Genomic DNA, 25,170 nt, shown 5'->3' on the forward strand with positions numbered 1-25,170 from the left:
AGCGGGTCAGGCGTCCTGCCACCACTTGGCCGCGATGCGGCCGGTCGCCACCAGCTCCGACGGGCCGCGCAGCCAGGCCGCCCCGTTCTCGATACCGACGGTCACCACGCCACCGGGAATGCGGACCTTCACATGCCCGACATCGGAGGCCAGGTCGAAGCCGTCGCGGGCCAGGGCGGCGGCCGCCGCGGCCACGGTTCCCGTTCCACAGGAGCGGGTTTCGCCGACGCCGCGCTCGTAGACGCGCATGTCGACGCCCCGCTCACCGTCCGAGCCGACGGCCAGCGCGGTGAGGATCTCGACGTTCACGCCGTTCGGGAACAGGGTGTGGTCGAAGCCCGGCAGCTGCTCGAGGTTCAGTTCCGCGAGCGAAGCCGTGGTCAGCTCCGGGTCCACGCAGGCCAGGTGCGGATTGCCGACATCGATGCCGAGGCCGGTGAATTCGCGTCCGCTCACGGTCGCGGTCGAGATGCCGAGCGTCTTCACCCGGCCCATGGCCACGGTCACCTCGCCGTGCACGGGATCGGCGTGGTGCACCACCACCGGCCGCGCGCCCGCGCGCGAACCGACCACGAATTCCGCACTCTGCTCCATCCCGGTCGCGACCAGGTAATGCGCGAACACGCGCACCCCGTTGCCGCACATCTCGGCGATGGATCCGTCCGCATTGCGGTAGTCCATGAACCAGTCCCCGGCGCTGACGCCCTCGGGCAGCGCGGCCAGCACGCCGGTTTCGATCAGCGCGCCCGCGCGCGCGACCCGCAGCACCCCGTCCGCGCCGAGCCCGCGCTGCCGGTCGCACAGCGCGGCGACCCGGGACGGTGTGAGCTCCAGCCACGCGTCCGGGTCCGGCAGCACCACGAAATCGTTCTGGGTGCCGTGGCCCTTGCTGAATTCGATGTCAGCGGCGCTGTTCTCGGTCGTCATAGTCCTCACCGTAGCGCCCGGCGCTGCCGGGATATTTCGTAGAGGGCCACCGCGGCCGCCGAGGGCGCACCGAGGGTGCCGTCGGTCGGGATGCAGATCAGCTCGTCGCACACCTGCCGCCAGCCGGGCGCGAGCGATTCGCTCTCGTCACCCAGGACCAGGACGGTGCCGCCGTCGAACTCGGCGTCGTCGAGGGCAAGGCCGCCGTGGTCGTCACTGCCGACGAGACGGGTGGCGACGCCGCGGGCCCGCTGCCGGTCCCGGAACGCGCCCACCTGCGCCGGGCCCGAGGCGCGCAGCACGGGGACGGCGAAGAGCGCACCGTCGGAGGCACGCACGCTCTGCGGGTCGTAGTGGTCGACGCCGGAACCGGTCACGATCACCCCGCCCACCCCGAACGCCGCCGCCGAACGGATGAGCGCCCCCAGCCGGATCGCCGACGCGGGCCGGTCGATGACCACCACGGTGGCCGGATCCTCCGGCGTGCCCGGCGCGAAATCCTCCAGCTCGGGCCGCTGGGTCACCGCCACCGCCACCAGTTCCGGCACCGGCTCACTGGGTTCGGCCAGCCCGGCCATCACCTCCGGCACCAGCCCGACACTGGGCACGCCACTGGAATCGAGCACCTGCCGCGCCCACGGCGACGGCTCGGGTAGCCGGTACACGAGAGTCTCCAGCGGCCAACGGCATTCGAGCGCGCGGCTGATGGGCCGCATGCCCTGCACCAGGAATCGATTGTCCCGGATCCGGGCAGCACGGGTGGTCAGGTAGGCCTGCCACACCTGAACCGCCGCGGTGCGAGTGTTCGCGCGACGCGTCACTGGGGTTCCTGTTCGTCCCTCATCGGTGAGGAGTTGACGAGGGCCAGCGCGGTGTCCGCCAAGGCGGGATCCGCGCCGTCCACCCATCGCACCCGCTGGTCTCGACGGAACCACGAACGTTGTCGCCGGACATAGCGCCGGGTGCCGATGAAGGTGCGCTCCTGAGCTTCGTTCAGCTCGTATTCATTGTCCAGGAAATCGAGGACTTGCGCGTAACCGATGGCGCGCCGGGCGGTTTGGCCGTGGCGCAGGCCCAGCGCGACAAGGCCCTCGACCTCCTCGACGAGACCGGACTCGAACATGGTCGCGGTGCGCACCTCGATGCGGGCGTCCAGTTCGGCCGTGTCGCGATCGACACCGATAATGAGCGTCCCCCACCGTGGTTCACCGATCTGGGGCGCCGAGGCGGCGAACGGCTCACCGGTCAGCTCCACCACCTCCAGCGCGCGCACCATGCGGCGGCCGTCGGTGGGCAGGATGGTCTGCGCGGCCACGGGGTCGGCCCGCTTCAATGCCTCGTGCACGGCGACGGTGCCGCGATCGGCCAGCACCGCCTCCCATTTGGCGCGGATCTCCGGGTCGGTGGCCGGAAAATCCCAATCGTCCAGCAGCGCTTGGACATACATCATGGAGCCGCCGACGATGACCGGGGTGCGCCCGCGCGCCATGATGGCCTCCACATCGGCGCGGGCCGCCGTCTGATACGAGGCGACGGTGGCGGTTTCGGTGATGTCGAGGACGTCGAGCTGGTGGTGCGGGATGCCGCGGCGTTCGGGCACCGGCAGTTTGGCGGTGCCGATGTCCATGCCGCGGTAGAGCTGCATGGCGTCGATATTGACGATCTCGCCGTCGAGCCGCTGCGCCAGATCCAGGGCCAGATCGGATTTCCCGGTGGCAGTGGGGCCGACCACGGCGATGGGCCGGGTCATGTGACGGCTCGGCCGGGTTCACGCGGACGCCACACGCTGACGTGGTAGGCGACGCCGAACGGGGCTGCGGCGTAGAGGGTTTCGACGTCGGGGTCGGCGGGATCGGTGGCGAACAGCCCGGCCAGCACCTGGTAGGCGGGACGGCCCTGCACCTCGATCTCGGCGCACAGGCGCGTGTCCAGGGCGGCCAGGGCCTGCCGGTCCCCCGCGCTCAGTGCCCGGTCGATGGCCTCCTGCACGCCCGCGGCGCGCTCGTCCAGATACCGGGGGGCCTTGAGCGACAGGGTTGCCGCGCCGTCGCCGACGACCAGCACGGCGATCGATTCCGGCTCGGCGTCCAGGTCGGCCCGCAGCTGCCGGCCGAAGCTCAGGCTCTCGTCGGCGGAGGCATCGGCCGAGATCAGACGGCATTCGGCGGTGGCCTCCGGCGCGACCTGCTCGCGCAGCCAGCCCGCGATCAGAGCCGGCAGCGGCAGCATCGGGTCCGCGACACGCTCGGCAACCACCCCAGACAAACCGACACACAGGTCCACCCCGTATCCCCGGAATGTGCCCACCGCATCGGATCCGATCACCCGGCCGGAATCGCGGCCGCCGGAACCCTCCTCCGGCTCCGCCACGCCGACCACGATCCACCGCGACGCGCGGGCCGCCAACTCCCCCACGGCCCGCAACACCGCAGCTCGCAGCTCCGCGACCGTTCCTTCGGCCGACGCACCGGCCGCGCCCCCGAGTTCGGGCACCAGCACGGGCGGCGAAGGGACCAGTGACGCAACACAGAACACGCCGACAACCGTAGCGCTAACGCACCTCACCAGCCCCACCCCCACCGATCGCCGCGCCGCCGAAGCGGGCTCAAAGACAGCATTTCCCATCTCAGCCTGGTTGAATGGGATGAGCTAGACCGATGAGCTAGGGCGTAACCAGGCAGCCGTGACGCGCGGCAGGGACGAGGAGCAATGACCGACAACAACGGAAACGAGAAGGCTACCCACCCGGAGTCGACCCCGACGCCCAAGCCCGGCGCGCCGATGCCCACCCCGAGCGAGGGCGCCGAGCCATCACCGGCGGCCGCCACCGCACCCCGTCCTGGGGGCCCGCGCCGCAAACCCGAATCCCCGAAACCCCATGCCGTCAAACCCACGCCCGGCGCGGCGGCACACCATCCGCATCCGGTCGTCGTACCGAGCGTGAGCGACCCTAGCCAGTGGGGACGGGTCGACGACGACGGCACCGCCTGGGTGAAGACCGCCGACGGCGAACGTGTCATCGGCTCCTGGCAGGCCGGTGACGCCGCCGAGGGTCTGGCCCACTTCGGCCGCCGCTACGACGATCTGGCCACCGAGGTCGCCTTGCTCGAGGCCCGACTTGCCGCCGGCACCGATGCCCGCAAGACCAAGACCGCCGCCACTGCGATTGCCGAAACATTGCCAACGGCCGCGGTCATCGGCGATATCGATGGGTTGACGGCCCGGCTGCAGGCCATCATCGAACACTCCGACGAAGCGGCCGCGCACGCCAAGGAGGAGAAGGAACGCACCCGGCACGAGCAAACCGAGCGCAAAGAAGCCCTGGCCGCCGAGGCCGAGCAGATCGCCAACGACTCGACCCAGTGGAAGGTCGCCGGTGACCGGCTGCGGGAGATCCTGGACGAGTGGAAGACCATTCGCGGCGTGGACCGCAAGGTCGACGACGCGCTGTGGCGGCGCTTCTCCAAGGCCCGCGAGGCCTTCAACCGCCGCCGCGGCGCTCACTTCGCCGAACTCGACCGGGAGCGTGCCGCCGCCAAGGGCCGTAAGGAAGAGCTCTGTGTCCGCGCCGAGGAGCTGTCGGGTTCGACCGACTGGTCCGGCACCGCGGCCGTCTTCCGCGACCTGCTGACCGAGTGGAAGGCCGCCGGCCGCGCCCCGCGCGAGGCCGACGAGCAGCTGTGGCGTCGGTTCAAGGCCGCGCAGGACGTCTTCTTCGCCGCCCGCAATGCCGCCGCCAGCGAACGCGACCACGAGTTCGAGGAGAACGCGTCCGCCAAGGAAGCGCTGCTGCACGCCTACGAGCACATCAACCCCGATGCCGACCTGGACTCTGCCCGCAGCGCCCTGCGCGAGCTGCAGGAGAAGTGGGACGCCATCGGCAAGGTCCCGCGCGAGCGCATGCACGATCTGGAATCGCGCCTGCGCGCCATCGAGAAGAAGGTCCGCGAGGCCGTCGACGCCCAGTGGCGCCGCACCGACCCCGAGGCCATGGCCCGCGCCGCCCAATTCCGCGAGCGCGTCGCCCAGTTCGAGGAGCAGGCCGCCAAGGCCCAGGCCGCCGGCAAGACCCGCGACGCGGAGAAGGCCCTGGAGCAGGCCAAGCAGTGGCGCGAGTGGGCCGAGGCCGCCGAGGGCGCGGTCAGCCAGCGCTGAGCCGACCGCCTGGGTTCCCTTGTGGCCCAGGCGATCAGCACTCCGGGTGCGGTCGTGATCAGGCTCGGTGCATCGCACCGAGTCGCGAAGAGCTGATCGCGCACCCGGTGACCACCTGCACAGCCGGCCCTGAACTCCCTCCGGCGAGCCGATGCCGGATCTGGTTGTGGCCCACCATGGTTGGTGCGCTGGCACGGCCATCCTCGGCCGGGGCTTCAGTTGAGGTGGGCCGGGGCGGGTTCGGTGACGATCTCGTGGCGGGTGGGGCGGTGCGAGCGGCGGTATTCACTCGGGGGGAGGCCTACTTCGCGGTTGAAGTGGGTGCGGAGGTTGGCGGCGGTGCCGAGGCCGCAGCGGGCGGCGACGACGTCGACGGGGAGGTCGGTGAGTTCGAGGAGTTCGCGGGCTCGGATCAGGCGTTGGGTGAGCAGCCACTGGAGCGGGGTGCCGCCGAGTTCGGCGTGGAAACGGCGGGCCAGGGTGCGCTCGCTGAGGTTGGCATGGCCGGCGAGGTCCGCGACGGTCAAGGGGTGTTCGAGATTGGCGAGGGCCCATTCGAGGGTGGTGGCGAGGCCGGTGTCGGTGGGCTGGGCGGGCACCGGGGACTGCAGGTATTGGGCCTGGCCGCCGGCGCGGTGCGGGGACACGACCAGGTAGCGGGCGGCGGCATTGGCGGCCCCGGCGCCGAGGTCCCTGCGGATCAGGTGGATGCACAGGTCCATGCCGGCCATGGTGCCGGCGCTGGTGAGGATGCGGCCGTCGTCGATGTAGAGCACGCCGGGGTCGATGTCGAGGTGGGGGTGGCGCTCGCGCAGGGCGGCGATGTGCCGCCAGTGGGTGGTCATGCGGCGGCCGTCGAGCAGGCCCGCGGCGGCCAGCACGAAGGCGCCGGTGCACAGGGAGGCGATGCGGGCGCCGCGCTGGTAGGCGGCGCGGACCGCCTCGACCAGGTCGGCGGGCGGGTCCTCGCGGACGTTCGGGGTGGACGGGACGATCACGGTGTCGGCGCGGATCAGGTCGTCGTAGTCGTGATCGGTCAAGGCCACGAAGGGATCTCGCAGCGTGGCGTGCTGGGTGTCGCGCGGGCCGCAGAGCTGGAAGTCGTACCAGGCGGCGGGGTCGACGCCGAGGGGCGGCTCGTAGAAGACCTGGTACGGGATGGCCACCTCGAAGATCGGCATGCCGGGTGCGACGGCGACGGCCAGGGTTCCGGGACCGGTCGATTCCATGACTCGAATCTAGCGCCGCAGCGTGTCAGAAATCTAGCGCAGTGTGGCATTCCTGCCACTCGTGGATCGTGCCGCCGCTTCGCATAGTCGAAGACATGACCACGACGACCGACGCCACAACCGCACTCCCCCAACCGGATACGGCTCCCGACCCGCGCCGATGGCGGGTGCTGGCGATTGCCGCGATCGCCCAGTACCTGGCCATCCTGGATCTGTTCGCGGTCATCGTCGCCTTCCCGGCGCTACAGCAGTCCTTCGGCCAGGCTTCGACAGGCGCGGTGTCGTGGACGCTGAACGCGTACACCATCGTCATGGCCGCCCTGCTGGTTCCGGCCGGCCGGTTCGCCGACGACACCGGCCGCAAACGCGGATTCCTGCTCGGCATAGCGCTTTTCGGGCTGGCGTCCATCGCCTGCGGTCTCGCTCCGAACCTGGCCGTCCTGATCGTGGCCCGCGTGCTGCAGGCCGCGGCCGCCGCCCTGCTCATCCCGACCGGGCTCGGCCTGGTGCTGCCGGTGTTCCCGAAGCGCGAGCACGCCACCGTCATGGGCATCTGGACCGCGATCGCCGCGGCGGGCGGCGCGAGCGGCCCGGTCATCGGCGGACTGCTGCTGCAGGCCGGCTGGCGCTGGATCTTCCTGCTGAACGTGCCGTTCACGGTGGTGGCCTGCGCCTTCGGGCTGCGCGTGCTGCCCGATATCCAGCAGCGTGCCAACCGGCGGCTGGACCTGCTGGGCGCGGCGCTGATCCTCGGGGCCACCGCCGCCTTCACCACGGTGTTCGTGCAGGCCACCGACTGGGGCTACACCGCCTCGAGCACCCTGGGCTGTCTGGTCGCCGCCCTCGCCCTGACGGCCCTGTTCGTCCGCCACGTCCGCCGCCACCCGGACCCGGTGGTGAGCCCGATCGTGTTGCGGCACCGCCTGTTCCGCACCGCCACCCTCGGCGTCTTCTGCTACTATCTGGCCTTCGCCGCCATGATCCTGGAGGCCACGCTGTTCATGACCGAGGAGTGGCGGTATTCGACCCTGCGCGCCAGCCTGGGCGTAGCGGCCATGCCGATCAGCTGCCTGCTGCTGTCACCACTGTCCGGCCGCTTCGTCGCGCTGGTCGGGGCGCGCGCCTCGGCGGCGCTGGGCGGGGCGGCCATCGCGCTGGGCTGCGCCTGGTGGGTGCTGGCCAGCGGCTTCTCGAATTCCTATGCGGTGATGATGGTTCCGGGCGCGATCCTGGCCGGGGCCAGCACCGCGCTGCTGCAACCGCCGCTGTTCGGCGCCTCGACCCTGCTGCCCGCCGACCAGATCTCGCTCGGCTCCGGCACCCTGATGATGGCCCGCCAGACCAGTTCCGCCCTCGGCGTCGCCATCCTGACCGCCATCCTCGGCGACGCCGCCCACCGCACCATGACCGAGTTCCGCGCAGGCTGGCTGTACATGGTGGCGGCGGGCCTGGCGGCCACGGTCGCCGGACTCGCCTACCGCCCCGACGGTGCCACCGCCTGACCTCACCCGCGGTACGAAAAAGGCCCGGTGGCAACCGCATTCGGTTGCCGCCGGGCCTTGGGTCGATTGCTCAGTCCTCGCCGAAGAGGCGACGGCGCTGCTGTTCCTCGGCCTTGGCCTCGGCCAGGCGGCGCTGTTCCTCGGCGGCCAGCTGCACGGAGGTGCGCGCCCACACCACCCGGACCCAGTGGAAGGTCAGCACGATGATGGCGATGGTGGCCACGATCAGGCCGATGCCCGGGCCCGCACCGTGGTAGTTGCCGAGGCCCGGGGTCTGGCGGTGCCAGATGGACAGCACGCCGAACACGCTGCCGATGGCCGACCCCGCGACCGCGATCCAGGCCAGCAGCCAGCGGCGGGTGATGAGCGCCAGCACCGAGAACCCGATGCCGAACACCACGACGAACCAGACGAAGACCCGCGAGGGCAGGCCGATGTGGTCGGCCTGGGCGACCGTGTCGTACAACAGCACGTCGAAGCCGCGGGTCTTGCCCGCGTGCGGCAGCACCAGCGAGGCGAGCAGCACGAACACCGAACCGGCCACGACCATGGCGCGCACGCCCGGGTCGATCTCGCCGGCGATCTTGCGTTCGACGGCCTCGAGGTCCGCGCGGAACTGCTCGAAGTCCTGACTGTTCTCGGCGGCCTGCATGCTCTCCTCGTTCACCTCGGGCGTCGGTTCCGACGCCGGTTCCGATTGTGCTGCTTCGTCTTCCGGATGCTCCGGCCGGTCACGAGGCTCGTCCGGGCCGGTGGGCTGCTGCTCGGTCATACCACTCGAGATCCTTGCTGACGGCTAGCGCTCCCGCGCCGGGATGTGGTCAGGCGGTGTGCGAGGAGTACCCGTGACGGATCGATCCCTCGCACGTACCCCAGCGATCCTGCCCTATGACGCTGCGTAGTTGACAGCGACCCCACCATTCGCCACCCGAGGTGGCGCCGACCGGCGCGGTAGCCGCGGGCCGGACTACTCGCCGCAGGCCGGGCCGCAGCCCGCGGCCGCGGTCTCCACCACGACCGGCGCGCCGATGCTCGGCAGGCCCAGGCCGACGCCGATCGGCGCGGTCTTGGGCGTAACGCCACGCTCATGAGCGTCCCCGGCATGGGTGCGGCGGTGGGTGCGCACCTCGCCGTCGGCGATCAGGTAGTGCGGTGCCGCACCGGTGACATCGACGGTGATCACATCGCCGGGCCGAATCTCGTTGCCGGGAGCCGGATCCACCGGCGGGCGGAAGTGCACGAGCCGGCCGTCGCGGGCGCGACCGGACATGCGCGCGGTCTTGTCGTTCTTCTTGCCCGCGCCCTCGGCGACCAGCAGCTCGACGGTCGAGCCGATGAGCACCTGATTGCCCTCCAGCGAAATCTGCTCCTGCAGCGCGATGAGCCGGTCGTACCGTTCCTGCACGACCTCCTTCGGCAGCTGATCGGGCATGGTCGCCGCGGGCGTGCCGGGCCGGATGGAGTACTGGAAGGTGAAGGCGCTGGTGAAACGCGCCTGCCGCACCACATCCAGGGTGGCCTGGAAGTCCTCCTCGGTCTCGCCCGGGAAGCCGACGATGATGTCGGTGGTGATGGCGGCGTGCGGCATGGCCGCGCGCACCTTCTCGATGATGCCGAGGAACTTGGCGCTGCGGTACGAGCGGCGCATGGCCTTGAGCACACGGTCCGAACCGGACTGCAGCGGCATGTGCAGCTGCGGGCAGACGTTCGGCGTCTCGGCCATGGCCTCGATGACGTCGTCGGTGAACTCGGCCGGGTGCGGGGAGGTGAAGCGCACCCGCTCGAGACCCTCGATATTTCCGGCGGCGCGCAGCAGTTTCGCGAAGGCGCCGCGGTCGCGCGGCTCCTCCGGATCGGCGAAGGAGACGCCGTAGGAGTTGACGTTCTGACCCAGCAGCGTCACCTCGAGCACGCCCTGCTCGACCAGTGCCTGCACCTCGGCGAGCACGTCGCCCGGACGCCGGTCCACCTCCTTGCCGCGCAACGCCGGAACGATGCAGAACGTGCAGGTGTTGTTGCAGCCCACCGAGATCGACACCCAGCCCGCGTACGCCGACTCGCGCTTGGCGGGCAGCGTCGACGGGAACGCCTCCAGCGATTCGATGATCTCGACCTGGGCCTGCTCGTTGTGGCGGGCCCGCTCCAGCAGCACCGGCAGCGAACCGATGTTGTGGGTGCCGAACACCACATCCACCCAGGGCGCCTTCTTGACCACGGTGTCGCGGTCCTTCTGCGCCAGGCAGCCGCCGACGGCGATCTGCATGCCCGGGCGGTCGGCCTTGATGGGCGCGAGGTGTCCGAGGGTGCCGTACAGCTTGTTGTCGGCGTTCTCGCGCACCGCGCAGGTATTGAAGACGACCAGGTCAGCGGTATCGCCGGCCACGGCTTTGACGTAGCCGGCGTCCTCGAGCAGACCCGAGAGCCGCTCGGAGTCGTGCACGTTCATCTGGCAGCCGTAAGTGCGTACCTCGTAGGTCCGGGCCGGGGAATTCACCCAACCAGGGTAATAGGTGCCCGGCGCAGGCCATAAACCCCGTCCACGCCGGGTGACCCGGGTCCTCGTGGCGGACCTGTGATCGCCCGGGCAGGTCCGGCGGATGGTCATGGAATTGTCGGCGAATCATCGTCCGACCGGGCGACGGTGGTCTCAGCAGCATCAATCGCTGGTTACGCGGGGGTGTCGAGTCCTGCCACAGTTCGAGCCGCCCTGGCAAAGACGAGCATTTCGGGCACGACATGATTAGGGTCACTGGTCATGACCGACGTGGCCGATTCCATCAGCACTCCCGCGCCGATGATCTCGATGCGGAATGTGGACAAGCACTTCGGCTCGCTGCACGTATTGCGTGACATCAATCTCGAAGTGCCCAAAGGGCAGGTCGTGATCGTGGTGGGGCCCTCCGGCTCCGGCAAGTCGACCCTGTGCCGAACCATCAACCGGCTCGAGACCATCGATTCCGGTGAGATCGCCGTCGACGGCGTGAAACTGCCCGACGAGGGCAAGGCCCTCGCGAAGCTGCGCGCCGATGTGGGGATGGTGTTCCAGCAGTTCAACCTGTTCGCGCACAAGACAATTCTCGAGAACGTGATGCTGGCGCCGGTGAAGGTGCGGCGCGTCGACAAGACCCAGGCGCGCGCCCGGGCACTGGAACTACTCGACCGGGTGGGCATCGCCAATCAGGCCGACAAGTATCCGGCGCAGCTGTCGGGCGGTCAGCAGCAGCGCGTGGCCATCGCGCGGGCGCTGGCCATGAACCCCAAGGTGATGCTGTTCGACGAGCCGACCTCCGCGCTCGACCCGGAGATGGTGTCCGAGGTGCTCGAGGTCATGGTCGGGCTGGCCAAGGACGGCATGACCATGCTCGTCGTCACCCACGAGATGGGCTTCGCGCGGCGCGCGGGCAATCGGGTGCTGTTCATGGCCGACGGTCAGATCGTCGAGGACACCGAGCCCGAATCCTTCTTCACCGCACCGAAATCGGATCGCGCCAGGGACTTCCTGGGCAAGATCCTCTCCCACTGACTCCGCTCCACTAGGGAACACTCCCGCACTCCACGAGAGAACAGGACGTTCGATGAGGATCAACCACGCAATCCGGATCGCCGCCGGAGTGGCTGCCCTGGCGCTCGCCGTCACCGCATGCGGCGGCGGCAGCAACAAGACCGCCAGCCAGCACGCGGCCGACGGCAAACTCACCATCGGCATCAAGTTCGACCAGCCGGGCCTGGGACTGCTCAACAAGGACGGCAGCTACAGCGGTTTCGACGTCGACGTCGCCAAGTACGTGGCCGACAAGATGGGCGTGAAGCCGGAGAACATCACCTTCAAGGAATCGCCGTCGGCGCAGCGCGAGACGCTGATCCAGAACGGGCAGGTCGACTTCATCGTCGCCACCTACTCCATCACCGACGCCCGCAAGCAGAAGGTCGACTTCGCGGGCCCGTACTTCGTGACCGGGCAGTCGCTGCTGGTGCGGTCGGACAACACCGACGTCACCGGGCCGGAATCGCTGACCGGCAACAAGAAGCTGTGCTCGGTCAAGGGCTCCACCCCGGCGCAGAACGTGAAGGACAAGTACGCCAAGGAAGTTCAGCTGCAGGAGTACGACACCTACTCGCTGTGCGTGGAGGCGCTGAAGTCGGGCGCGGTGGACGCGGTCACCACCGACGACATCATCCTGCGCGGTTACGCGGCACAGTCGCCGGGCGCGCTGAAGGTGGTCGGCAAGACCTTCTCCGTCGAGAACTACGGCATCGGCGTGAAGAAGGGCGACACCGAATCGCGCGGCAAGATCAACGACGCCATCGACGCCATGATCACCTCCGGCGCGTGGAAGGCGGCGCTGGAGAAGGAATTCGGCAGCACCGGCTTCCAGATCCCGGAACCGCCCAAGGTCGACCGGTACTGATTCACGGGCGCGCCAGGTGATTTCACGTCTCGCGAAATCACCCGGCGTGCTTCGTCTTCCGATCGGAGGAATGGGGCAGTCGTGTTCGACTTGATCTCCAACTATCACACCAAACTGCTCGACGCGTTCTGGGTGACGATCAAACTGACGCTGTATTCGGCGTTCTTCGCGCTGATTCTCGGCACCATCGTGGCGGCCATGCGGGTGTCACCGATTCCGATCGCACGCTCGATCGGCGCACTGTACGTCAACATCATTCGCAATACGCCGCTCACGCTGATCATCGTGTTCTGCTCGTTGGGCCTGTACCAGACCCTCGGGTGGCGGCTGGCAGCCGAGGGGCCGAACAGTATCGCGGAGAACAGTTTTCGCTTCGCGATCGTCGGATTGAGCGTCTACACAGCGGCTTTCGTGTGCGAATCGCTGCGGGCCGGCATCAATACGGTGCCGTTCGGGCAGTCGGAGGCGGGGCGTTCGCTGGGACTCACCTTCGGGCAGAACCTGCGGCTCGTGGTGCTGCCGCAGGCGTTCCGGGCGGTCATCGCACCGCTGGGCAGTGTGTTCATCGCCCTGACCAAGAACTCGACCATCGCCTCGGCCATCGGCGTCGGTGAGGCCGCGCTGCTCATGTCGGAGATGAACGAGAACGAGGCGGCGCCGCTGAGTGTCGGCGCCATCTTCGCGCTCGGGTTCGTGATCCTGACATTGCCGACCGGTCTGTTCTTCGGTTGGCTGGCCAAGCGATTCGAGGTGGCGCGATGACCGCGTCCGTGCTCTACGACGCGCCGGGACCCCGCGCGCGCCTGCGCTACCGCATCTACTCGGTCGTCGTCATCGCGGCCGCGATCGCGGCGGTCTGGTTCGTCTATCACGGCCTGGCCGACAAGGGGCAGTTCACCGCCGACAAGTGGAAGCCCTTCACCGAGGGCGATACCTGGCGCACCTACCTGCTGCCGGGTCTGCGCGGCACACTCGAGGCGGCGGCGCTGTCGATCGTGCTGGCGCTGATCCTCGGAATGGTGTTCGGCATTCTGCGGCTGTCGGACCATCGCGCGGTGCGCTGGTTCGCCGGTGTGGTGGTGGAGATCTCGCGGGCCATTCCCGTGCTGATCCTGATGCTGTTCCTGTTCACCCTGTTCGCCCAGCAGAACGTCTTCCCCTCCGACCAGCTGGCCCTCGCGGCCGCGGTGGCGGCGCTGACCATCTACAACGGATCGGTCATCGCCGAGATCGTGCGCTCGGGCATCCGGGCGCTGCCCCGGGGACAGACCGAGGCCGCCGTCGCCCTGGGCATGCGCAAAACCCAGGTGATGGTGACGATCCTGCTGCCGCAGGCCGTCACCGCCATGCTGCCGGCGCTCATCTCGCAGATGGTGGTGGCGCTCAAGGACTCCGCGCTGGCCTACCAGATCACCTATCTGGAAATCGTGCGCAGAGGCACGCAGCTCGGTGCGGCGGAAAAGAATCCGATCCCGTCGCTGATCGTGGTGGCCATCATCATGATCGTCATCAACTACGCGCTGACCGTGATCGCCACCCGGGTCGAGAAGTGGCTGCGCACCCGCAAACGCGGCTCCCGGGCCGTGCTCGCGGCGGGCGCCGTCACCCCTCCCCCGGGCATGGATGTCGTCATGGTGGACCAGTCCGCGCCCGGCGTGATCGGCGACGCGCGGTCGGGGAACTGACCTCGGACCCCGGTTCGGGAGCCGTGACTCCCGAACCGGGACAGGGCATTCCGGGAATGCTCGGCCGACCCGGGGACAATTGCTCCATCCAGCTCGCATACTGGTCTTCATGAACGAAGACGACAGCGCTCGAAGAGAATTCGTCTTCGGGCTGTTCCTGACCACCATCGTCACCCCCCTCCTCGCCGGCCTCACCGCCTTCGCCGCCGTCATCGGCGCGCTCGCCATCCACGAGGCCGCAGGCCGCCTCCTGGCCTCCCGCCGCGACAAATCACCCCGCCCTGCACCCCACATGTCCACCCCCCGCACCCTCCGCCACACCAACCACCGCCACACCCGCCGCGCCCTCTCCACCCGCCGCCCAGGCGGCGTCCTCCACTGAAGGCTGTACGTACGGCATCCTCGAGCATGATGCGATCCCGAACCCAGTTTGCTTTCGCCCTCGTATACCCCGCATATCTGTAGTCGTGCTTCGTGGTGGCTTCAGGTCACAGTGACCACATGTGTGAGGGGACGTGAGTACGGGGCTGTCGATTCGGCCCGGAACTCGCTCGTGGGGGGCGATTGAACCGGTTCAGGGGCCGGCGCGTATTCCTCGGTGGGACGGGCAGACAGGTTGTTTCATCAACCGGCTTCATCACACGAAGTGGGACGTCATGACCACCAACGTCACCGATAGCAACGTCAAGGATCCGGGCAAGAATATCGATTCCATCGGGGTCGATGTGGGGCTGCTGGTGTTACGGGTGTTCTTCGGGGGGTTGTTGTTCGTGCACGGCAGCCAGAAACTGTTCGGGTGGTTCAATGGCGCGGGCTGGCACCAGACCACCACTGGGTTCGAGAAGATGGGGTATCACCCTGGCAAGGTGTTCGGCACGCTGGCGGGGCTGTGTGAATTCACCGGCGGCGCGCTGCTGTTCCTCGGGCTGTTCACGCCGCTCGCGGCGGCGATCGCCATCGGCACCATGATCAACGCGATGAATGTGACCTGGCCCCACGGGCTGATGGGTTACGAGAGTGCCCTGCTGTTCGCCGTGGCAGCGCTGACGCTGGCGATCGCCGGGCCGGGCCGATTCTCCCTCGACTACAACCGGCCATGGGCACGCCGCGGCGTCATATGGGGCGCCGCCGCCCTCGCCCTCGCCGTGGTGGCCGCGGTGATCACCTTGGTCATCAAGTGGTCGGGATAGACGCCGAGCTCGCGGATCGAGCCGAGAGCGCAGTCAGGCATCGAATCCGTTGGCGGCCAGTTCGGATTTCACCACCGAGTAGGCGGTGGATTGGCTGAAACCGCGCCGGGCCAGGAGGCCGACCAGACGGCGGATGGCCTTGTCGCGGTCCAGGTCTCGGGGCAGGGTGCGGAGTTTGGCGCGCACCAGTTCGGCGGCACGAATCTGCTCGTCCTCTGGCGAGTCGGTCTCTGACGCCGGCTCTTCGGAGTCGCTCTCGTCGAGGTCGCGACCGCCCAGCACGGTCCTGCCGCGCGGCCCGACCTTTGCGCGACGCATCGGCGATGAGGCCATGCGGTCGGAGTTCTCGTCCTGGCTGTCGGAATTCTGCTCACGACGAGCGCCGGTCCGCTCGCTGATGTGAAGTGCGCCCGACGCTGCGAGCTCCGCCGCCACCACCTGATACGCGGTGCCGGGACTGTAGCCGCGCCGCGCCAACAGGCCGACCAGTCGGCGGGTGGCCGAGTCGCGGTCGAGTCCGGGCGACAGGGTACGGAGCCTGGTGCGGACCAGTTCGGCCGCGGAATCGGTGTCGTCGGCGGCGAGCTCGCGGCGGGATGCGGTGGGCTTCGCACGCCCTGCAGGGGCCGGCGCGGGCGAGGACCGGGTATCGGGTGGCTGTTCTTGGGCGCGTCGCGTCGCGAGCGCGGCGAGTTCGCCCGTCACCACCTCGTAGGCGGTGCCCGGGGTGTAGCCGCGACGCGCGAGCATGGCGACCAGGCGACTGATCGCCTTGTCGCGGTCCAGGTCCGGGGACAGCGTGGTCAGCTTCCGGCGCACCAGCTCCCCGGCGCGGGCATTCTCGTCCTCGGCGGTCACTGACTCGAGTGCCGGTTCGGCATCCTCCGGCGCAATGCCCTTGCGCCGCAATTCCTCGGCGAGGACCTTCTTGCCCTTACCCGAGTAGGTGTGCCGTGACCGCACCCACTGCTGCGCGAACGCCGCATCATCGATCAGCCCGACCTCCGTCAGCCGATCCAGCACTCGCTTCGCCACCGCAGCAGTGAAACCCCGATCCGCCAACCGATCCGCCAACTCGGCCCGGCTCCGAGCCCGATCGGTCAGCAACCGCAGGCAAACATCCTTCGCCTGCGCCTCGGTCCCCCCGCCCCCGGCACCGACCGATCCCCCCGGCTCCCCTCCGGATTCCGAACGCCCACGATCACGTCCGCGCCGCCGCCCACCCCGACCGAACTCCTCCCCCCGATCAACCGAGACTTCCGAACCGACATCGGCCGAATTACCCCGACCGCCGTCGTCCCCACCCCTCGACTCGCTTCCGCGCCTCGGCTCATCTCCATGCCTCGGCTGGTCCCCACCGGTCGACTCGTCCCCGCCACGTCGGCGCCTGTCCCGACGTCCTCGCCGATCCGATTGCGCGCCACTTCGTTCCGAGAAATCCGTTCCACGACCCGCGCCGCCTCGCCCATTCCCCCGCGCCGAGAACTCATCCGACTCGTCGTAGGAGTCCGCAGACACCTGCTCGACTGAAGTTGAGCCGGATCCGCGAGTGTTTCGACGACCGCGCTTCTCTGTACTCGCCCCGCCCGCTGCCGCTTTCGCAGCCACGACCGCGTTCGCCTCGGCCAACGCGGCCCGCGCCGCCGCCAGTCTGTCCCTCGGAGCACCGCCGATCGAGTTCTGGGCCGTACCAACGGCAACCCCTTCCACAGTCACGGGTGCGCAGTCACCGAGCCGGCGCTGACCGGAGTCTTGCCCGGCGTCGAGTTCGTTCGGTCGAGCCTCGCGATGTGCCGCCCGACCGAGACGTGCGGAATCAGCGGCGTTCGCCTCGGCCGATTCGGCCCGCAGCGCGTCCTCCCGGCTTTCGGTGGCCGAGATCGGTTCCGCGGCTGGGTGGTTCGAAGCGGGTGGGACCGAGTCTTCGTGGATATATGCGGCAGAGTGGGTTCCGCCATCACCGGGGGCAGTGGGCGCTTCCTCTGGCCACTGCCCCCGGTGATGGCGGCGCCCGGTGGGCGAAAGGTAGTGAGGGCGGGAAGAATTCGAGGCCGCAGACTCGGGGCCGATCGCCGAGGCAGCAGGCGTGGGACCGATGACGGACGCGGCGGGGCCAGAGGGGTCGCCGGGCGGATAGTCCGGCGGCTCATGGTCTCGGCTCGGGTCGGCGGGTTCTGGCCGCGATGGCTCGGAGAGCTCCGGTCGGTGCGACGGGGGCGGTTCGGCGGGGGTGGTCGCATCGTCGGCGGTGCGCCAGGTGGAGTGATCGGTGTCCGGCGAATTGTCTTCGGGGACAGGGTGATAGGACGCGGCGGGGGCGGATGGGCCGTAGTTCCAGGTGCCGACGCCGGAGGTGTAGGGGTCGGCGGGGCCGAAGAGGTCGTGGCCGGGCTCGGGGGTTCGAGGCCTGGGAGCGCTGGGGCGGCGGCCGGCCTGGCGGGCGGCGGAGGACTCCAGTTGGCGGCGGAGGCGTTCCACCGCGTCCAGGCGTGCGGGCCCCGGCGAATCGGGCCGGGGCCCTTCGGGTTCCCGAGGGGTCATGGATCAGAAGTCTGCGGGAGCCTCTTCGGCGGTGACGTCCGCGCCGATGCCGAGCTTCTCCTTGATCTTCTTCTCGATCTCGTCGCGGACATCGGTGTTCTCGAGGAGGAACTTGCGGGCGTTCTCCTTGCCCTGGCCGAGCTGGTCGCCCTCGTAGGTGTACCAGGAGCCGGACTTGCGGATGAAGCCCTGATCGACACCCATGTCGATGATCGAGCCCTCCTTGGAGATGCCGATGCCGTAGAGGATGTCGAACTCGGCCTGCTTGAACGGCGGGCTCACCTTGTTCTTGACGACCTTGACGCGGGTGCGGTTACCGACCGCGTCCGAACCGTCCTTGAGGGTCTCGATACGGCGGACGTCCAGGCGGACCGAGGCGTAGAACTTCAGCGCCTTACCACCGGTGGTGGTCTCGGGGGAGCCGAACATGACGCCGATCTTCTCGCGCAGCTGGTTGATGAAGATGGCGGTGGTGCCGGAGTTGTTGAGCGCGCTGGTCATCTTGCGCAGCGCCTGGCTCATCAGGCGGGCCTGCAGACCGACGTGGCTGTCACCCATCTCGCCCTCGATCTCGGCGCGCGGCACCAGGGCGGCGACGGAGTCGATGACGATGATGTCGATGGCGCCGGAACGCACCAGCATGTCGGCGATTTCGAGGGCCTGCTCACCGGTGTCCGGCTGGGAGACCAGCAGCGCGTCGGTGTCGACACCCAGCTTGCGGGCGTAGTCGGGATCCAGCGCGTGCTCGGCGTCGATGAAGGCGGCGACACCGCCGGCGGCCTGCGCGTTGGCGACCGCGTGCAGGGCGACGGTGGTCTTACCCGAGGATTCCGGACCGTAGATCTCGACGATGCGGCCGCGCGGCAGGCCACCCAGGCCCAGCGCCACATCCAGCGCAATGGAGCCGGTCGGAATCACCGAGATGGGCTGACGCGCCTCTTCGCCCAGACGCATGACCGCGCCCTTGCCGAAGCTCTTCTCCACCTGCGCGAGCGCGAGCTCGAGCGCCTTGTCACGATCGAAAGCCTGTGGTGCCATCGTCTGATCCCCTTCTCAACGGGTGTGTCTCATGCTGTGGTTGGCGCCCACGTTAGAGGGCGGCACCGACAAGTTCCGACGACGAGCTTAGACGAACAGATGTTCGATGCAAGCGACGCGCTGAGCGACACGCGAAACACCTGGTGGCAAGCATTCGGCAATCAGGGCAGCACCGCGAGTTTCTGCGCGTCGACCAGCGTCTGCGACTGCTTGAACACCCGCAACGCCGTCGTCACCTCGATATCCCGGAGGCCGGGCAACGCACCGAGCCGTTCGGTCACGTAGCGGTACAGATGGGCATTGTCCCGGCAGACCAGCGACGCGGTCAGGTTGGCCGGCCCGGTGATCGCCGCCAGGTAGGCGACCTCCGAATGCTCCGAGATGGCCTTACCCACCTCCTCCAGCCGCGCCGGATCCACCCGCATCCACAGCACCGCGCGACACGTGTAACCCATGAGCTGCAAAGCGAAGTCGAGATCGAAGTAGAGCACGCCGGACTCGATGAGCTCGCTCATCCGCCGGGCCACCCGGGTCGCGCTCCAGCCGGTGGCGGCCGCCAGCCGCGCGTAGGGCGCGCGCCCGTCCCGAGCCAGGATGGCCATCATCGCCTCGTCCTCGCGCGACAGCGTGACCTGGGTTTCCGGACCCACGGGCTCCCACATCGGCGGCCGCGGGCCGAGCTCGCGCAGCTGCTCCGCGGTGAAGAACCGGCCGTAGCGGGGCCACTCCTCGGGGAACGGAAACTGCCGCATCACCTCGTGCACGGTCAGCCCGACCACCGAACTGGCGCGCGGAATCACGCGCAGCAGCAACTCGTCCCGCCGCTCGATCGACCGCGTGCGGCCCGCGCACATGATCTCGAAACCACTGGTCAGCAGCGACACCCAGCTCAATTCCGGTACCCGCGCGAGGGATTCGGCCAGGGCGACGGTCTTGGCGGGCGTCGAGGTGATGCGCATGACCCAGCGCGGCTGCCCCAGCGGCACCGTGTTCACCTGGCCCGCCACATGAATCATGCCGCGCGAGCGCAGTGACCGATACCGCCGCGCCACCGTCTGTTCGGAGACCCCGAGGATCGCCCCCAGCCGCGCGAACGGGATGCGCGCATCGGTGACCAGGCCGTGCACGATCTGTTTGTCGAGCACGTCCAGGACGGAGGAATCATCCAGCTCTTCCTCGAACATAGGAGGAATTTACCGCATCGACTCGGATAGCTAGCTGGATCCAAGCGCCTATCCCATCCTTAGGGACGAAATCGTTCGTTCTCTGGAGGTTCTCATGCGGAAGTGGTTGCCCCTCTTGGCCGCGTGCCTGGGTTCACTGATGCTGCTCATCGACGTCACCATCGTGAATGTGGCGCTGCCGGACATCGCCGCCGACCTGGGCACCGGCCTGTCCGGGCTGCAATGGGTCATCGACGGCTACGCGCTGGCGCTGGCCGCACTGCTGCTCATGCTCGGCTCGCTCGCCGACCGGTTCGGCGCGAAACCCACCTATCTGATCGGCCTGGCCCTGTTCGCGGCCGCCAGCCTGGCCTGCGGTATCGCCGGGTCGGCGGGCGTGCTGGTGGCGGCGCGCGCGGCGCAGGGCATCGGCGGCGCGGCCATGCTGGCCACCACGCTGTCGCTGCTGCACGCCACGTATACCGGTCGTGATCGCGGCATCGCCTTCAGCGCGTGGGGCGCGGTCTCGGGCGCGGCGGCCGGTATCGGCGTGGTGCTGGGCGGCGTGCTGACCGATCTGCTGTCGTGGCGGTGGATCTTCTTCGTCAACCTGCCGATCGCCGCGATCGCGATCGTGTTGTCCGCCTTGGCGTTCGGGCCGTCGCCGCGGCACGCAGACCGGCGCATCGACGTCGGCGGGATGCTGAGCTTCACCGTCGCGGCGACAGCCGTCACCTACGGCATCATCCGGGGCGGCGAGCACGGCTGGGGTGATCGCGGGGCGGCGGTGGCACTGATCGTCGGCGCGTTCGCGCTGATCGCGTTCATCGTGCTCGAATTCCGCAGCGCGGCACCGATGTTGCCGCTGCCCCTGCTGCGCAGCGCGGGCTTCACCGCGACGCTGATCGCCGCGGTCGGCATGAGCTTCGCCGCCTTCGCGTCCAGCCCGCTGGTGTCACTGTGGCTGCAGCAGTACCTGCACCTGACCCCGCTGCGGGCCGGGTTGTCGATGCTGCCGATGTCGGTGTGCGCCTTCCTGACCTCGGGCATCTTCGGCCGGTTCCTGCACGAGATGGCGCCGAAGTGGACGATCGGCGGCGGCCTGCTGGCGATCGGCGCGGGCAGCTCCCTGCTGACCCTCGTCGACTCCGGATCCTCCTGGACCGCCGCGATTCCCGGCTTCCTGGTGATCGGTGTCGGCGTGGGTGTGATGGCTCCGCCGCTGATGGCGGTGGGCATGGTCGCGGTCCCGCCGCGTCAGAGCGGCACCGCGGCCGGTGCGATCAACACCGCGCGGCAGCTGGGCCTGGCGCTGGGAGTCGCGGTGCTGGGCACCGTCTTCCGCAACGCGAGCGATGCGCACCCGGTGACTCACGGCTTCGTGGACGGCCTGAACTCGGCGACGCTCACTGCGGGGGTCTTCGGAATCGTCTCAGCCGCATTCGTTTTCGCTCTCTACACCCGCGTATCCCGCCCCACCCCCGAGACCCCCGTCCTCGGCCCGCCCGAGCCCGCGGCGGTCGCCTGACCGGAAAATCAAGATCAGGGAGCTCTCACGGTGGAATTCGCCCGAATTCCCCGCAGTGAGAGCTCCCTGATCTTGTTGTCACCGAATGGGGAACCCCAGGGCGTCCTCGTCGGGGGTGCGGGGGCCGAAGATGCGGCGGTCGGACTCGGCGATGGGGACGTCGTTGATGCTGGCCTCGCGGCGGGACATGCGGCCGTCGGGGGCAAATTCCCAGAGTTCGTTGCCGTAGCTGCGGTGCCACTGGCCCTCGTCGTCGTGCCATTCGTATTGGAAGCGGACGGCGATGCGATTCTCGGTGCAGGACCACAGGTCCTTGCGCAGGGCGTAGCCGTTCTCCTTGGCCCACTTGCGCTTCAGGAAATCGACGATTTCGGCGCGGCCGGTGAGGAATTCGTCGCGGTTGCGCCAGACGGAGTCCTCGGTGTACGCCTGGGCGACCGTCTCGGGATCGCGCGTGTTCCAGGCATTTTCGGCAGCGCGGACTTTGAGCTTGGCGGATTCCAGGTCGAAGGGAGGCAGTGGAGGACGCATGAGGGAGACCTTTCGATTCGGTGCGGGCGGGCTGGGCGCTAGGGGTTGGCCGGGGACAGCTCGGGTTCGCTCCAGCGCAAGGGTGTGGCCTTCGTGATTTCGACGACTTCGGTGAGGGTGAAGTCGATGGCGCATTGGGCACCGGCCGGGAAAGCGGCTTCCTCCCAGGTGATCTCGGCGGTACCGGTGAGTTGCAGGGTGGTGCCGGTGCGCCAGTCGGGAATCAGGAGGCCGCAGCGCGGGTCGGCGGCGATATTGCCGAGGGTCATGAACATGGAGTTGCCACGGTAATCGGGCCAGCGCAGGCGGGTCGGGGAAAGCACCTGCAGGAAGCCGGGATTGCCGCCGCGATGGGAGGCGTCGGCATTGCCGTCGACATCGGCGGACGCGATGAAGAACGCGTCGGCGCGGACGATGAGCTGCCGCTGAGACTCGTCCAGCGCGCTGGTCCGGCGCACCGCCGGAGCCCCGCCCGACGCCCACTCCTCGATCCCGCGGCGGGAGATGTACTTCGGGCAGTTCGAATACACCTGCTCGGTATCGATGTGCAGCCCGGTCGCGGTGGGTGCGATCACGCCATTGACCCGCATCCGCCGCCGCACTTGCGGCTGCAACGCGATCATGCCGACATGCCGTGTGCCGCGCAGCGATTCGGCGAGCGGATCACCGGCCACCGGCCGCGCCTCGACCTCGATCGCCCGCTCCCCGGAGGCGTACACGAACCCGGGCGGCCCCACCAACTGCCCCGCCCACATCCGCCCACCGTCATCCCCGGCGGCCACCACGATCATCGGCTGCTCCGCCAGGAATGCCGCCGCCGCGGCCGGGATATCAGCGCGGATCATCCGCCCGACCCGCTGAGCAATATCCTCCTGCCCCATGCGCCGCTGCACGGCCAATTCCCCAGGGTGATAGCCGATCCCGCTCGCCCTCACGGCACCCTTCGGCATGGCGCCACCGGCAGTCACCGTGCCGGTGGTCGATCCGGGCTCGGAGGCCTGCGCGCCGGGCTTATCCGTGGCCGATACTTTCCCGCCGTGGTGCGCATCGCGTGTCGAGACGGCGTTCATGTGAGCTCCCATCGGGCCGCCTGCGGAGGTGACCGGTCTTCTCGGGTGAATTCTGGTGCTGGTGGCGGTATTCCGGATCAGAAGAAGCCGCAGGTGGGGGCGGCGCCGGAGGGGGCCGGGGCGCGGTCGGCGCCAGAGGGGGCGTAGATCTCGAGGCGGATGCCGTCGGGATCGATGAAGAAGATGCCGCCGGAGGAGGCGCCCTCCCCATGGGCGACCACGCCGTCGTGGGCGAAGGCGACATTCAAGGCCTTCAGGGCGGATTCCACCTCGCGGACCTGGTCGATGGTGTCCACCTGGAACGAGAGATGGTGCAGGCCGGGGGTTTCGGCGGAGAACTCGCCGTCACTCTGCTGCCAGAGGGTGACCTGCAGTTTGCCGTCGCGGCCGAGGAAGGCGAAGCGCTGGGCGCCCTCGCCGCCGGCGCCGAGCTGTTCGAAACCGAGGGCGCGGCGGTAGAAGTCCACCGAGCGGTCGAGGTCGGTGACATTGAGGCCGATGTGTCCGGTGCCGAGAACAGGTGCGGTCATGGGAACCCCTTCGGAAGATGTAACCATCGTAGTTCGTTTGACTAGTTAGAAACTAGCGGCGGCCAACACCTGCCGTCAACCCCTCTAGTTTGTTTTGCTGGTTAGAAAGGAGTCGTCGGGCCGATGCGCGCACTACGGCGGTTACCCTCAGGCGTGCCAGAACCACGTCCCCACCTCGGTGAACCGCTCGCCCTGGACCTGCTCAACACCCGCTGGATCGCGGCGACGGGACACCAGGACCTGCTCACCGACGTGTCCGGGCTCCGCGGGTGGCTGGCCGACAACGACCTCGACCTGCCCGCGGACGAGGCGACGCTGCACGCGCTCGTGACGACCCGGGAAGCGATCCTGCGCGCGGTCCGCGGCGAGACCGCCGACGACCTCAATACCGTCCTGGCGCACGGCCGCATCCGCCGCGCCCTCACCCCGGACGGCCCGGCCGCGCTCCCCGAGGTCGCCGATCCGGCCTGGCTACCCGGCTGGCTCGCCGCCGACAACCTGCTCCACCTGCTGGCGAGCACCCCGGACCGCATCAAGCAGTGCGCGCACCCGCAGTGCATCCTGTACTTCCTGGACACCTCGAAGAACGGCACCCGTCGCTGGCATTCCATGGCGGCCTGCGGCAACCGCGCCAAGGCCACCCGGCACTATGCGAAGAAGACGCAGGCGGAGTAGGCGAACCCGCTGTGGCTCAGAACAATTCGTCGAGCAGGCGGTAGTAGGCGAGCCGCGCCGGATCGGGATCGGGCAGGCCGTAGGCGGCGAAGAAGGCCTCCACCTCGCCGGCGCCGAAGTCATCGCCGAGATCCCGTGCGGCCAACGCCAGATCGCGGTAGCGGTCCGCGACCCCCAGCCGGCCCACATCGATGAGAATCCCGCCCGCCAGCACGTTCGGCGGCGTGTAATCACCGTGCGCCACAACGAGATCCTCGGCCTCGGGCCGTTCGGCGACCAGCTGTGCGTACACCTGCGCTGCCGTCCGTCCGAGATTGTCCGCATCGAAATCATCGACGTCGACCAGACCTTCGGCAACCCGCCGAGACGCCTCCGCCAGGGTGATGTCGAGCCGGCCGTCGAACGGACAGCCCGTCACCGGCAGCGCGTGCAACCGCCGCAACGTCTCGCCCATCAACATGCCCGGCGAACCCGGCTGCACCGAGGCCACACCCGGCACTCCCGCATCGACGAGCACCAGCGTGTCGTCCTCGAAGACCGCGATCTCCGGCACCGCCATCGACCGCTCCCGCAGCCACCGATACCGCGGAAACTCCGCCACCGCGACCGCACCATGCTTGACCCAATACGTTCCATTGGCCCGGACGACCCCGCCACTGCGGCCCTCGTGATCGTCCGACCACGCTGGATTCGGCCCGAGCAGCTCTGCCACGCGCGGCGGCAGCCGCAGCCTCATGCGGATCTGCTCACCATCGCGACTTCGGCACATCGAATTCCGCGCACAGCGCCCGCCACACGTCGCGGGGATCCACCCCCGCCTCGATGGCCTGGGCCCCCGTCCGCCCCATGGACGGCAGTACATGATCGGTCAGCAGCACGTCTCCCCGCGCCGTCCCGAACTCGGTATGCAACAGCTCCTGGAACTCCGTCAACCGCACGGCCGCGAGCCTACGCCACCGCCCCGCACCCGGGCCAAACCCAGCCGCGGCCACCCACC

Annotated in this window: 24 protein-coding genes and 1 pseudogene; 10 read left to right on the top strand and 15 right to left on the bottom strand. The window is 69.0% G+C overall.

The genetic code is table 11. The features are described 5' to 3' along the window. Positions 1–6: 6 nt before the first annotated feature. The 4 genes from dapF to ACWEKS_RS13820 are packed head-to-tail and all read right to left on the bottom strand — an operon-like array spanning position 7 to position 3,462. The gene (gene dapF, locus ACWEKS_RS13805) at positions 7–927 is read right to left on the bottom strand and encodes a diaminopimelate epimerase (protein WP_452340390.1); all 921 of its coding nucleotides are present in this window, start codon (positions 925–927) and stop codon (positions 7–9) included. 5 nt (positions 928–932) lie between these two features. Next, positions 933–1,748, bottom strand: coding sequence for a TrmH family RNA methyltransferase (locus ACWEKS_RS13810; protein WP_452340391.1), 816 nt, complete (start codon positions 1,746–1,748; stop codon positions 933–935). Then, positions 1,745–2,677, bottom strand: a complete 933-nt coding sequence (gene miaA / locus ACWEKS_RS13815; RefSeq protein WP_452340392.1) for a tRNA (adenosine(37)-N6)-dimethylallyltransferase MiaA — start codon at positions 2,675–2,677, stop codon at positions 1,745–1,747. Before miaA ends, ACWEKS_RS13810 begins: the two co-directional genes overlap by 4 nt. Then, positions 2,674–3,462, bottom strand: a complete 789-nt coding sequence (locus ACWEKS_RS13820; protein ID WP_452340393.1) for a hypothetical protein — start codon at positions 3,460–3,462, stop codon at positions 2,674–2,676. Before ACWEKS_RS13820 ends, miaA begins: the two co-directional genes overlap by 4 nt. A gap of 174 nt (positions 3,463–3,636) precedes the next feature. Here ACWEKS_RS13820 and ACWEKS_RS13825 point away from each other — a divergent pair, with 174 nt between their 5' ends. Next, complete coding sequence (locus ACWEKS_RS13825; protein WP_452340394.1) at positions 3,637–5,082, top strand: DUF349 domain-containing protein; 1,446 nt, start codon at positions 3,637–3,639, stop codon at positions 5,080–5,082. Between the two features lie 215 nt (positions 5,083–5,297). On the opposite strand, the gene ACWEKS_RS13830 is transcribed toward ACWEKS_RS13825, so the two are convergent. Continuing rightward, positions 5,298–6,311 carry a GlxA family transcriptional regulator gene (locus tag ACWEKS_RS13830; RefSeq protein WP_452340395.1) on the bottom strand — a complete coding sequence of 338 codons (1,014 nt, stop codon included), beginning with the start codon at positions 6,309–6,311 and terminating at the stop codon, positions 5,298–5,300. A 95-nt stretch (positions 6,312–6,406) separates the two neighbouring features. On the opposite strand from ACWEKS_RS13830, the gene ACWEKS_RS13835 reads away from it, so the two are divergent. Beyond that, positions 6,407–7,813 carry an MFS transporter gene (locus ACWEKS_RS13835; RefSeq protein ID WP_452340396.1) on the top strand — a complete coding sequence of 469 codons (1,407 nt, stop codon included), beginning with the start codon at positions 6,407–6,409 and terminating at the stop codon, positions 7,811–7,813. A 70-nt stretch (positions 7,814–7,883) separates the two neighbouring features. Here ACWEKS_RS13835 and ACWEKS_RS13840 read toward each other — a convergent pair whose 3' ends face one another. Together ACWEKS_RS13840 and miaB are read right to left on the bottom strand one after the other, a co-directional pair. Next, positions 7,884–8,465: an Rv2732c family membrane protein gene (locus ACWEKS_RS13840; protein ID WP_452340538.1), complete on the bottom strand. Its 582-nt coding sequence runs from the start codon at positions 8,463–8,465 to the stop codon at positions 7,884–7,886. A 315-nt stretch (positions 8,466–8,780) separates the two neighbouring features. Beyond that, positions 8,781–10,418 (bottom strand): tRNA (N6-isopentenyl adenosine(37)-C2)-methylthiotransferase MiaB, encoded by a 1,638-nt coding sequence (gene miaB / locus ACWEKS_RS13845; protein WP_452340397.1) that lies wholly within the window; start codon positions 10,416–10,418, stop codon positions 8,781–8,783. 189 nt (positions 10,419–10,607) lie between these two features. On the opposite strand from miaB, the gene ACWEKS_RS13850 reads away from it, so the two are divergent. The 6 genes from ACWEKS_RS13850 to ACWEKS_RS13875 all read left to right on the top strand — a co-directional run bounded on the left by ACWEKS_RS13850 (position 10,608) and on the right by ACWEKS_RS13875 (position 15,097). Beyond that, positions 10,608–11,336 carry an amino acid ABC transporter ATP-binding protein gene (locus tag ACWEKS_RS13850; RefSeq protein WP_379398792.1) on the top strand — a complete coding sequence of 243 codons (729 nt, stop codon included), beginning with the start codon at positions 10,608–10,610 and terminating at the stop codon, positions 11,334–11,336. A 52-nt stretch (positions 11,337–11,388) separates the two neighbouring features. Then, positions 11,389–12,222, top strand: a complete 834-nt coding sequence (locus tag ACWEKS_RS13855) for a glutamate ABC transporter substrate-binding protein (RefSeq protein WP_354839620.1) — start codon at positions 11,389–11,391, stop codon at positions 12,220–12,222. An 81-nt stretch (positions 12,223–12,303) separates the two neighbouring features. Beyond that, on the top strand, positions 12,304–12,984 hold the full coding sequence (locus tag ACWEKS_RS13860) for an amino acid ABC transporter permease (protein ID WP_452340398.1): 681 nt from the start codon (positions 12,304–12,306) through the stop codon (positions 12,982–12,984). Further along, positions 12,981–13,907, top strand: a complete 927-nt coding sequence (locus tag ACWEKS_RS13865) for an amino acid ABC transporter permease (protein ID WP_452340399.1) — start codon at positions 12,981–12,983, stop codon at positions 13,905–13,907. Before ACWEKS_RS13860 ends, ACWEKS_RS13865 begins: the two co-directional genes overlap by 4 nt. A 109-nt stretch (positions 13,908–14,016) precedes the next feature. Beyond that, entirely contained in the window at positions 14,017–14,289 is a 273-nt protein-coding gene (locus ACWEKS_RS13870) for a hypothetical protein (RefSeq protein WP_452340400.1), read from the top strand. 133 nt (positions 14,290–14,422) lie between these two features. Beyond that, complete coding sequence (locus ACWEKS_RS13875; protein ID WP_452340401.1) at positions 14,423–15,097, top strand: DoxX family protein; 675 nt, start codon at positions 14,423–14,425, stop codon at positions 15,095–15,097. Positions 15,098–15,778: 681 nt separating this feature from the next. On the opposite strand, the pseudogene recX reads toward ACWEKS_RS13875, so the two are convergent. The 3 genes and pseudogenes from recX to ACWEKS_RS13890 all read right to left on the bottom strand — a co-directional run. Continuing rightward, positions 15,779–16,249: pseudogene (gene recX / locus ACWEKS_RS13880) on the bottom strand (recombination regulator RecX); the annotation flags it as partial. 1,392 nt (positions 16,250–17,641) lie between these two features. Next, positions 17,642–18,676, bottom strand: coding sequence for a recombinase RecA (gene recA / locus ACWEKS_RS13885; RefSeq protein WP_354839607.1), 1,035 nt, complete (start codon positions 18,674–18,676; stop codon positions 17,642–17,644). Between the two features lie 161 nt (positions 18,677–18,837). Beyond that, positions 18,838–19,860: an Lrp/AsnC family transcriptional regulator gene (locus tag ACWEKS_RS13890; RefSeq protein ID WP_452340402.1), complete on the bottom strand. Its 1,023-nt coding sequence runs from the start codon at positions 19,858–19,860 to the stop codon at positions 18,838–18,840. Between the two features lie 94 nt (positions 19,861–19,954). Between ACWEKS_RS13890 and ACWEKS_RS13895 the strand changes: the two genes are divergently transcribed. Further along, entirely contained in the window at positions 19,955–21,367 is a 1,413-nt protein-coding gene (locus ACWEKS_RS13895; RefSeq protein WP_452340403.1) for a DHA2 family efflux MFS transporter permease subunit, read from the top strand. 78 nt (positions 21,368–21,445) lie between these two features. Here ACWEKS_RS13895 and ACWEKS_RS13900 read toward each other — a convergent pair whose 3' ends face one another. From ACWEKS_RS13900 to ACWEKS_RS13910, 3 genes are all read right to left on the bottom strand, one after another. Further along, positions 21,446–21,898, bottom strand: a complete 453-nt coding sequence (locus ACWEKS_RS13900; RefSeq protein WP_452340404.1) for a nuclear transport factor 2 family protein — start codon at positions 21,896–21,898, stop codon at positions 21,446–21,448. A gap of 38 nt (positions 21,899–21,936) precedes the next feature. Next, complete coding sequence (locus ACWEKS_RS13905; protein ID WP_452340539.1) at positions 21,937–22,818, bottom strand: pyridoxamine 5'-phosphate oxidase family protein; 882 nt, start codon at positions 22,816–22,818, stop codon at positions 21,937–21,939. Positions 22,819–23,045: 227 nt separating this feature from the next. Beyond that, positions 23,046–23,498: a VOC family protein gene (locus tag ACWEKS_RS13910; RefSeq protein WP_452340405.1), complete on the bottom strand. Its 453-nt coding sequence runs from the start codon at positions 23,496–23,498 to the stop codon at positions 23,046–23,048. 153 nt (positions 23,499–23,651) lie between these two features. Between ACWEKS_RS13910 and ACWEKS_RS13915 the strand changes: the two genes are divergently transcribed. Further along, complete coding sequence (locus tag ACWEKS_RS13915; RefSeq protein ID WP_452340406.1) at positions 23,652–24,173, top strand: CGNR zinc finger domain-containing protein; 522 nt, start codon at positions 23,652–23,654, stop codon at positions 24,171–24,173. A gap of 16 nt (positions 24,174–24,189) precedes the next feature. Here ACWEKS_RS13915 and ACWEKS_RS13920 read toward each other — a convergent pair whose 3' ends face one another. Beyond that, positions 24,190–24,909: an APH(3') family aminoglycoside O-phosphotransferase gene (locus tag ACWEKS_RS13920; protein WP_452340407.1), complete on the bottom strand. Its 720-nt coding sequence runs from the start codon at positions 24,907–24,909 to the stop codon at positions 24,190–24,192. A gap of 10 nt (positions 24,910–24,919) precedes the next feature. After that, the gene (locus tag ACWEKS_RS13925; RefSeq protein WP_040859434.1) at positions 24,920–25,111 is read right to left on the bottom strand and encodes a DUF3046 domain-containing protein; all 192 of its coding nucleotides are present in this window, start codon (positions 25,109–25,111) and stop codon (positions 24,920–24,922) included. Positions 25,112–25,170 lie beyond the last annotated feature (59 nt).

The sequence above is a fragment of the Nocardia sp. NPDC004711 genome (assembly GCF_053601595.1).

Bases quoted from the DNA above. Each gene is read 5' to 3' on its own strand.
- ACWEKS_RS13900 (WP_452340404.1), bottom strand. From the start codon at position 21,898: ATGCGTCCTCCACTGCCTCCCTTCGACCTGGAATCCGCCAAGCTCAAA.
- ACWEKS_RS13920 (WP_452340407.1), bottom strand. From the start codon at position 24,909: ATGAGGCTGCGGCTGCCGCCGCGCGTGGCAGAGCTGCTCGGGCCGAAT.
- ACWEKS_RS13850 (WP_379398792.1), top strand. From the start codon at position 10,608: ATGATCTCGATGCGGAATGTGGACAAGCACTTCGGCTCGCTGCACGTA.
- ACWEKS_RS13895 (WP_452340403.1), top strand. From the start codon at position 19,955: ATGCGGAAGTGGTTGCCCCTCTTGGCCGCGTGCCTGGGTTCACTGATG.
- ACWEKS_RS13835 (WP_452340396.1), top strand. From the start codon at position 6,407: ATGACCACGACGACCGACGCCACAACCGCACTCCCCCAACCGGATACG.
- recA (WP_354839607.1), bottom strand. From the start codon at position 18,676: ATGGCACCACAGGCTTTCGATCGTGACAAGGCGCTCGAGCTCGCGCTC.
- ACWEKS_RS13865 (WP_452340399.1), top strand. From the start codon at position 12,981: ATGACCGCGTCCGTGCTCTACGACGCGCCGGGACCCCGCGCGCGCCTG.
- ACWEKS_RS13910 (WP_452340405.1), bottom strand. From the start codon at position 23,498: ATGACCGCACCTGTTCTCGGCACCGGACACATCGGCCTCAATGTCACC.
- dapF (WP_452340390.1), bottom strand. From the start codon at position 927: ATGACGACCGAGAACAGCGCCGCTGACATCGAATTCAGCAAGGGCCAC.
- ACWEKS_RS13830 (WP_452340395.1), bottom strand. From the start codon at position 6,311: ATGGAATCGACCGGTCCCGGAACCCTGGCCGTCGCCGTCGCACCCGGC.
- miaB (WP_452340397.1), bottom strand. From the start codon at position 10,418: ATGACCATCCGCCGGACCTGCCCGGGCGATCACAGGTCCGCCACGAGG.
- ACWEKS_RS13870 (WP_452340400.1), top strand. From the start codon at position 14,017: ATGAACGAAGACGACAGCGCTCGAAGAGAATTCGTCTTCGGGCTGTTC.
- ACWEKS_RS13825 (WP_452340394.1), top strand. From the start codon at position 3,637: ATGACCGACAACAACGGAAACGAGAAGGCTACCCACCCGGAGTCGACC.
- ACWEKS_RS13855 (WP_354839620.1), top strand. From the start codon at position 11,389: ATGAGGATCAACCACGCAATCCGGATCGCCGCCGGAGTGGCTGCCCTG.
- ACWEKS_RS13840 (WP_452340538.1), bottom strand. From the start codon at position 8,465: ATGCAGGCCGCCGAGAACAGTCAGGACTTCGAGCAGTTCCGCGCGGAC.
- miaA (WP_452340392.1), bottom strand. From the start codon at position 2,677: ATGACCCGGCCCATCGCCGTGGTCGGCCCCACTGCCACCGGGAAATCC.
- ACWEKS_RS13890 (WP_452340402.1), bottom strand. From the start codon at position 19,860: ATGTTCGAGGAAGAGCTGGATGATTCCTCCGTCCTGGACGTGCTCGAC.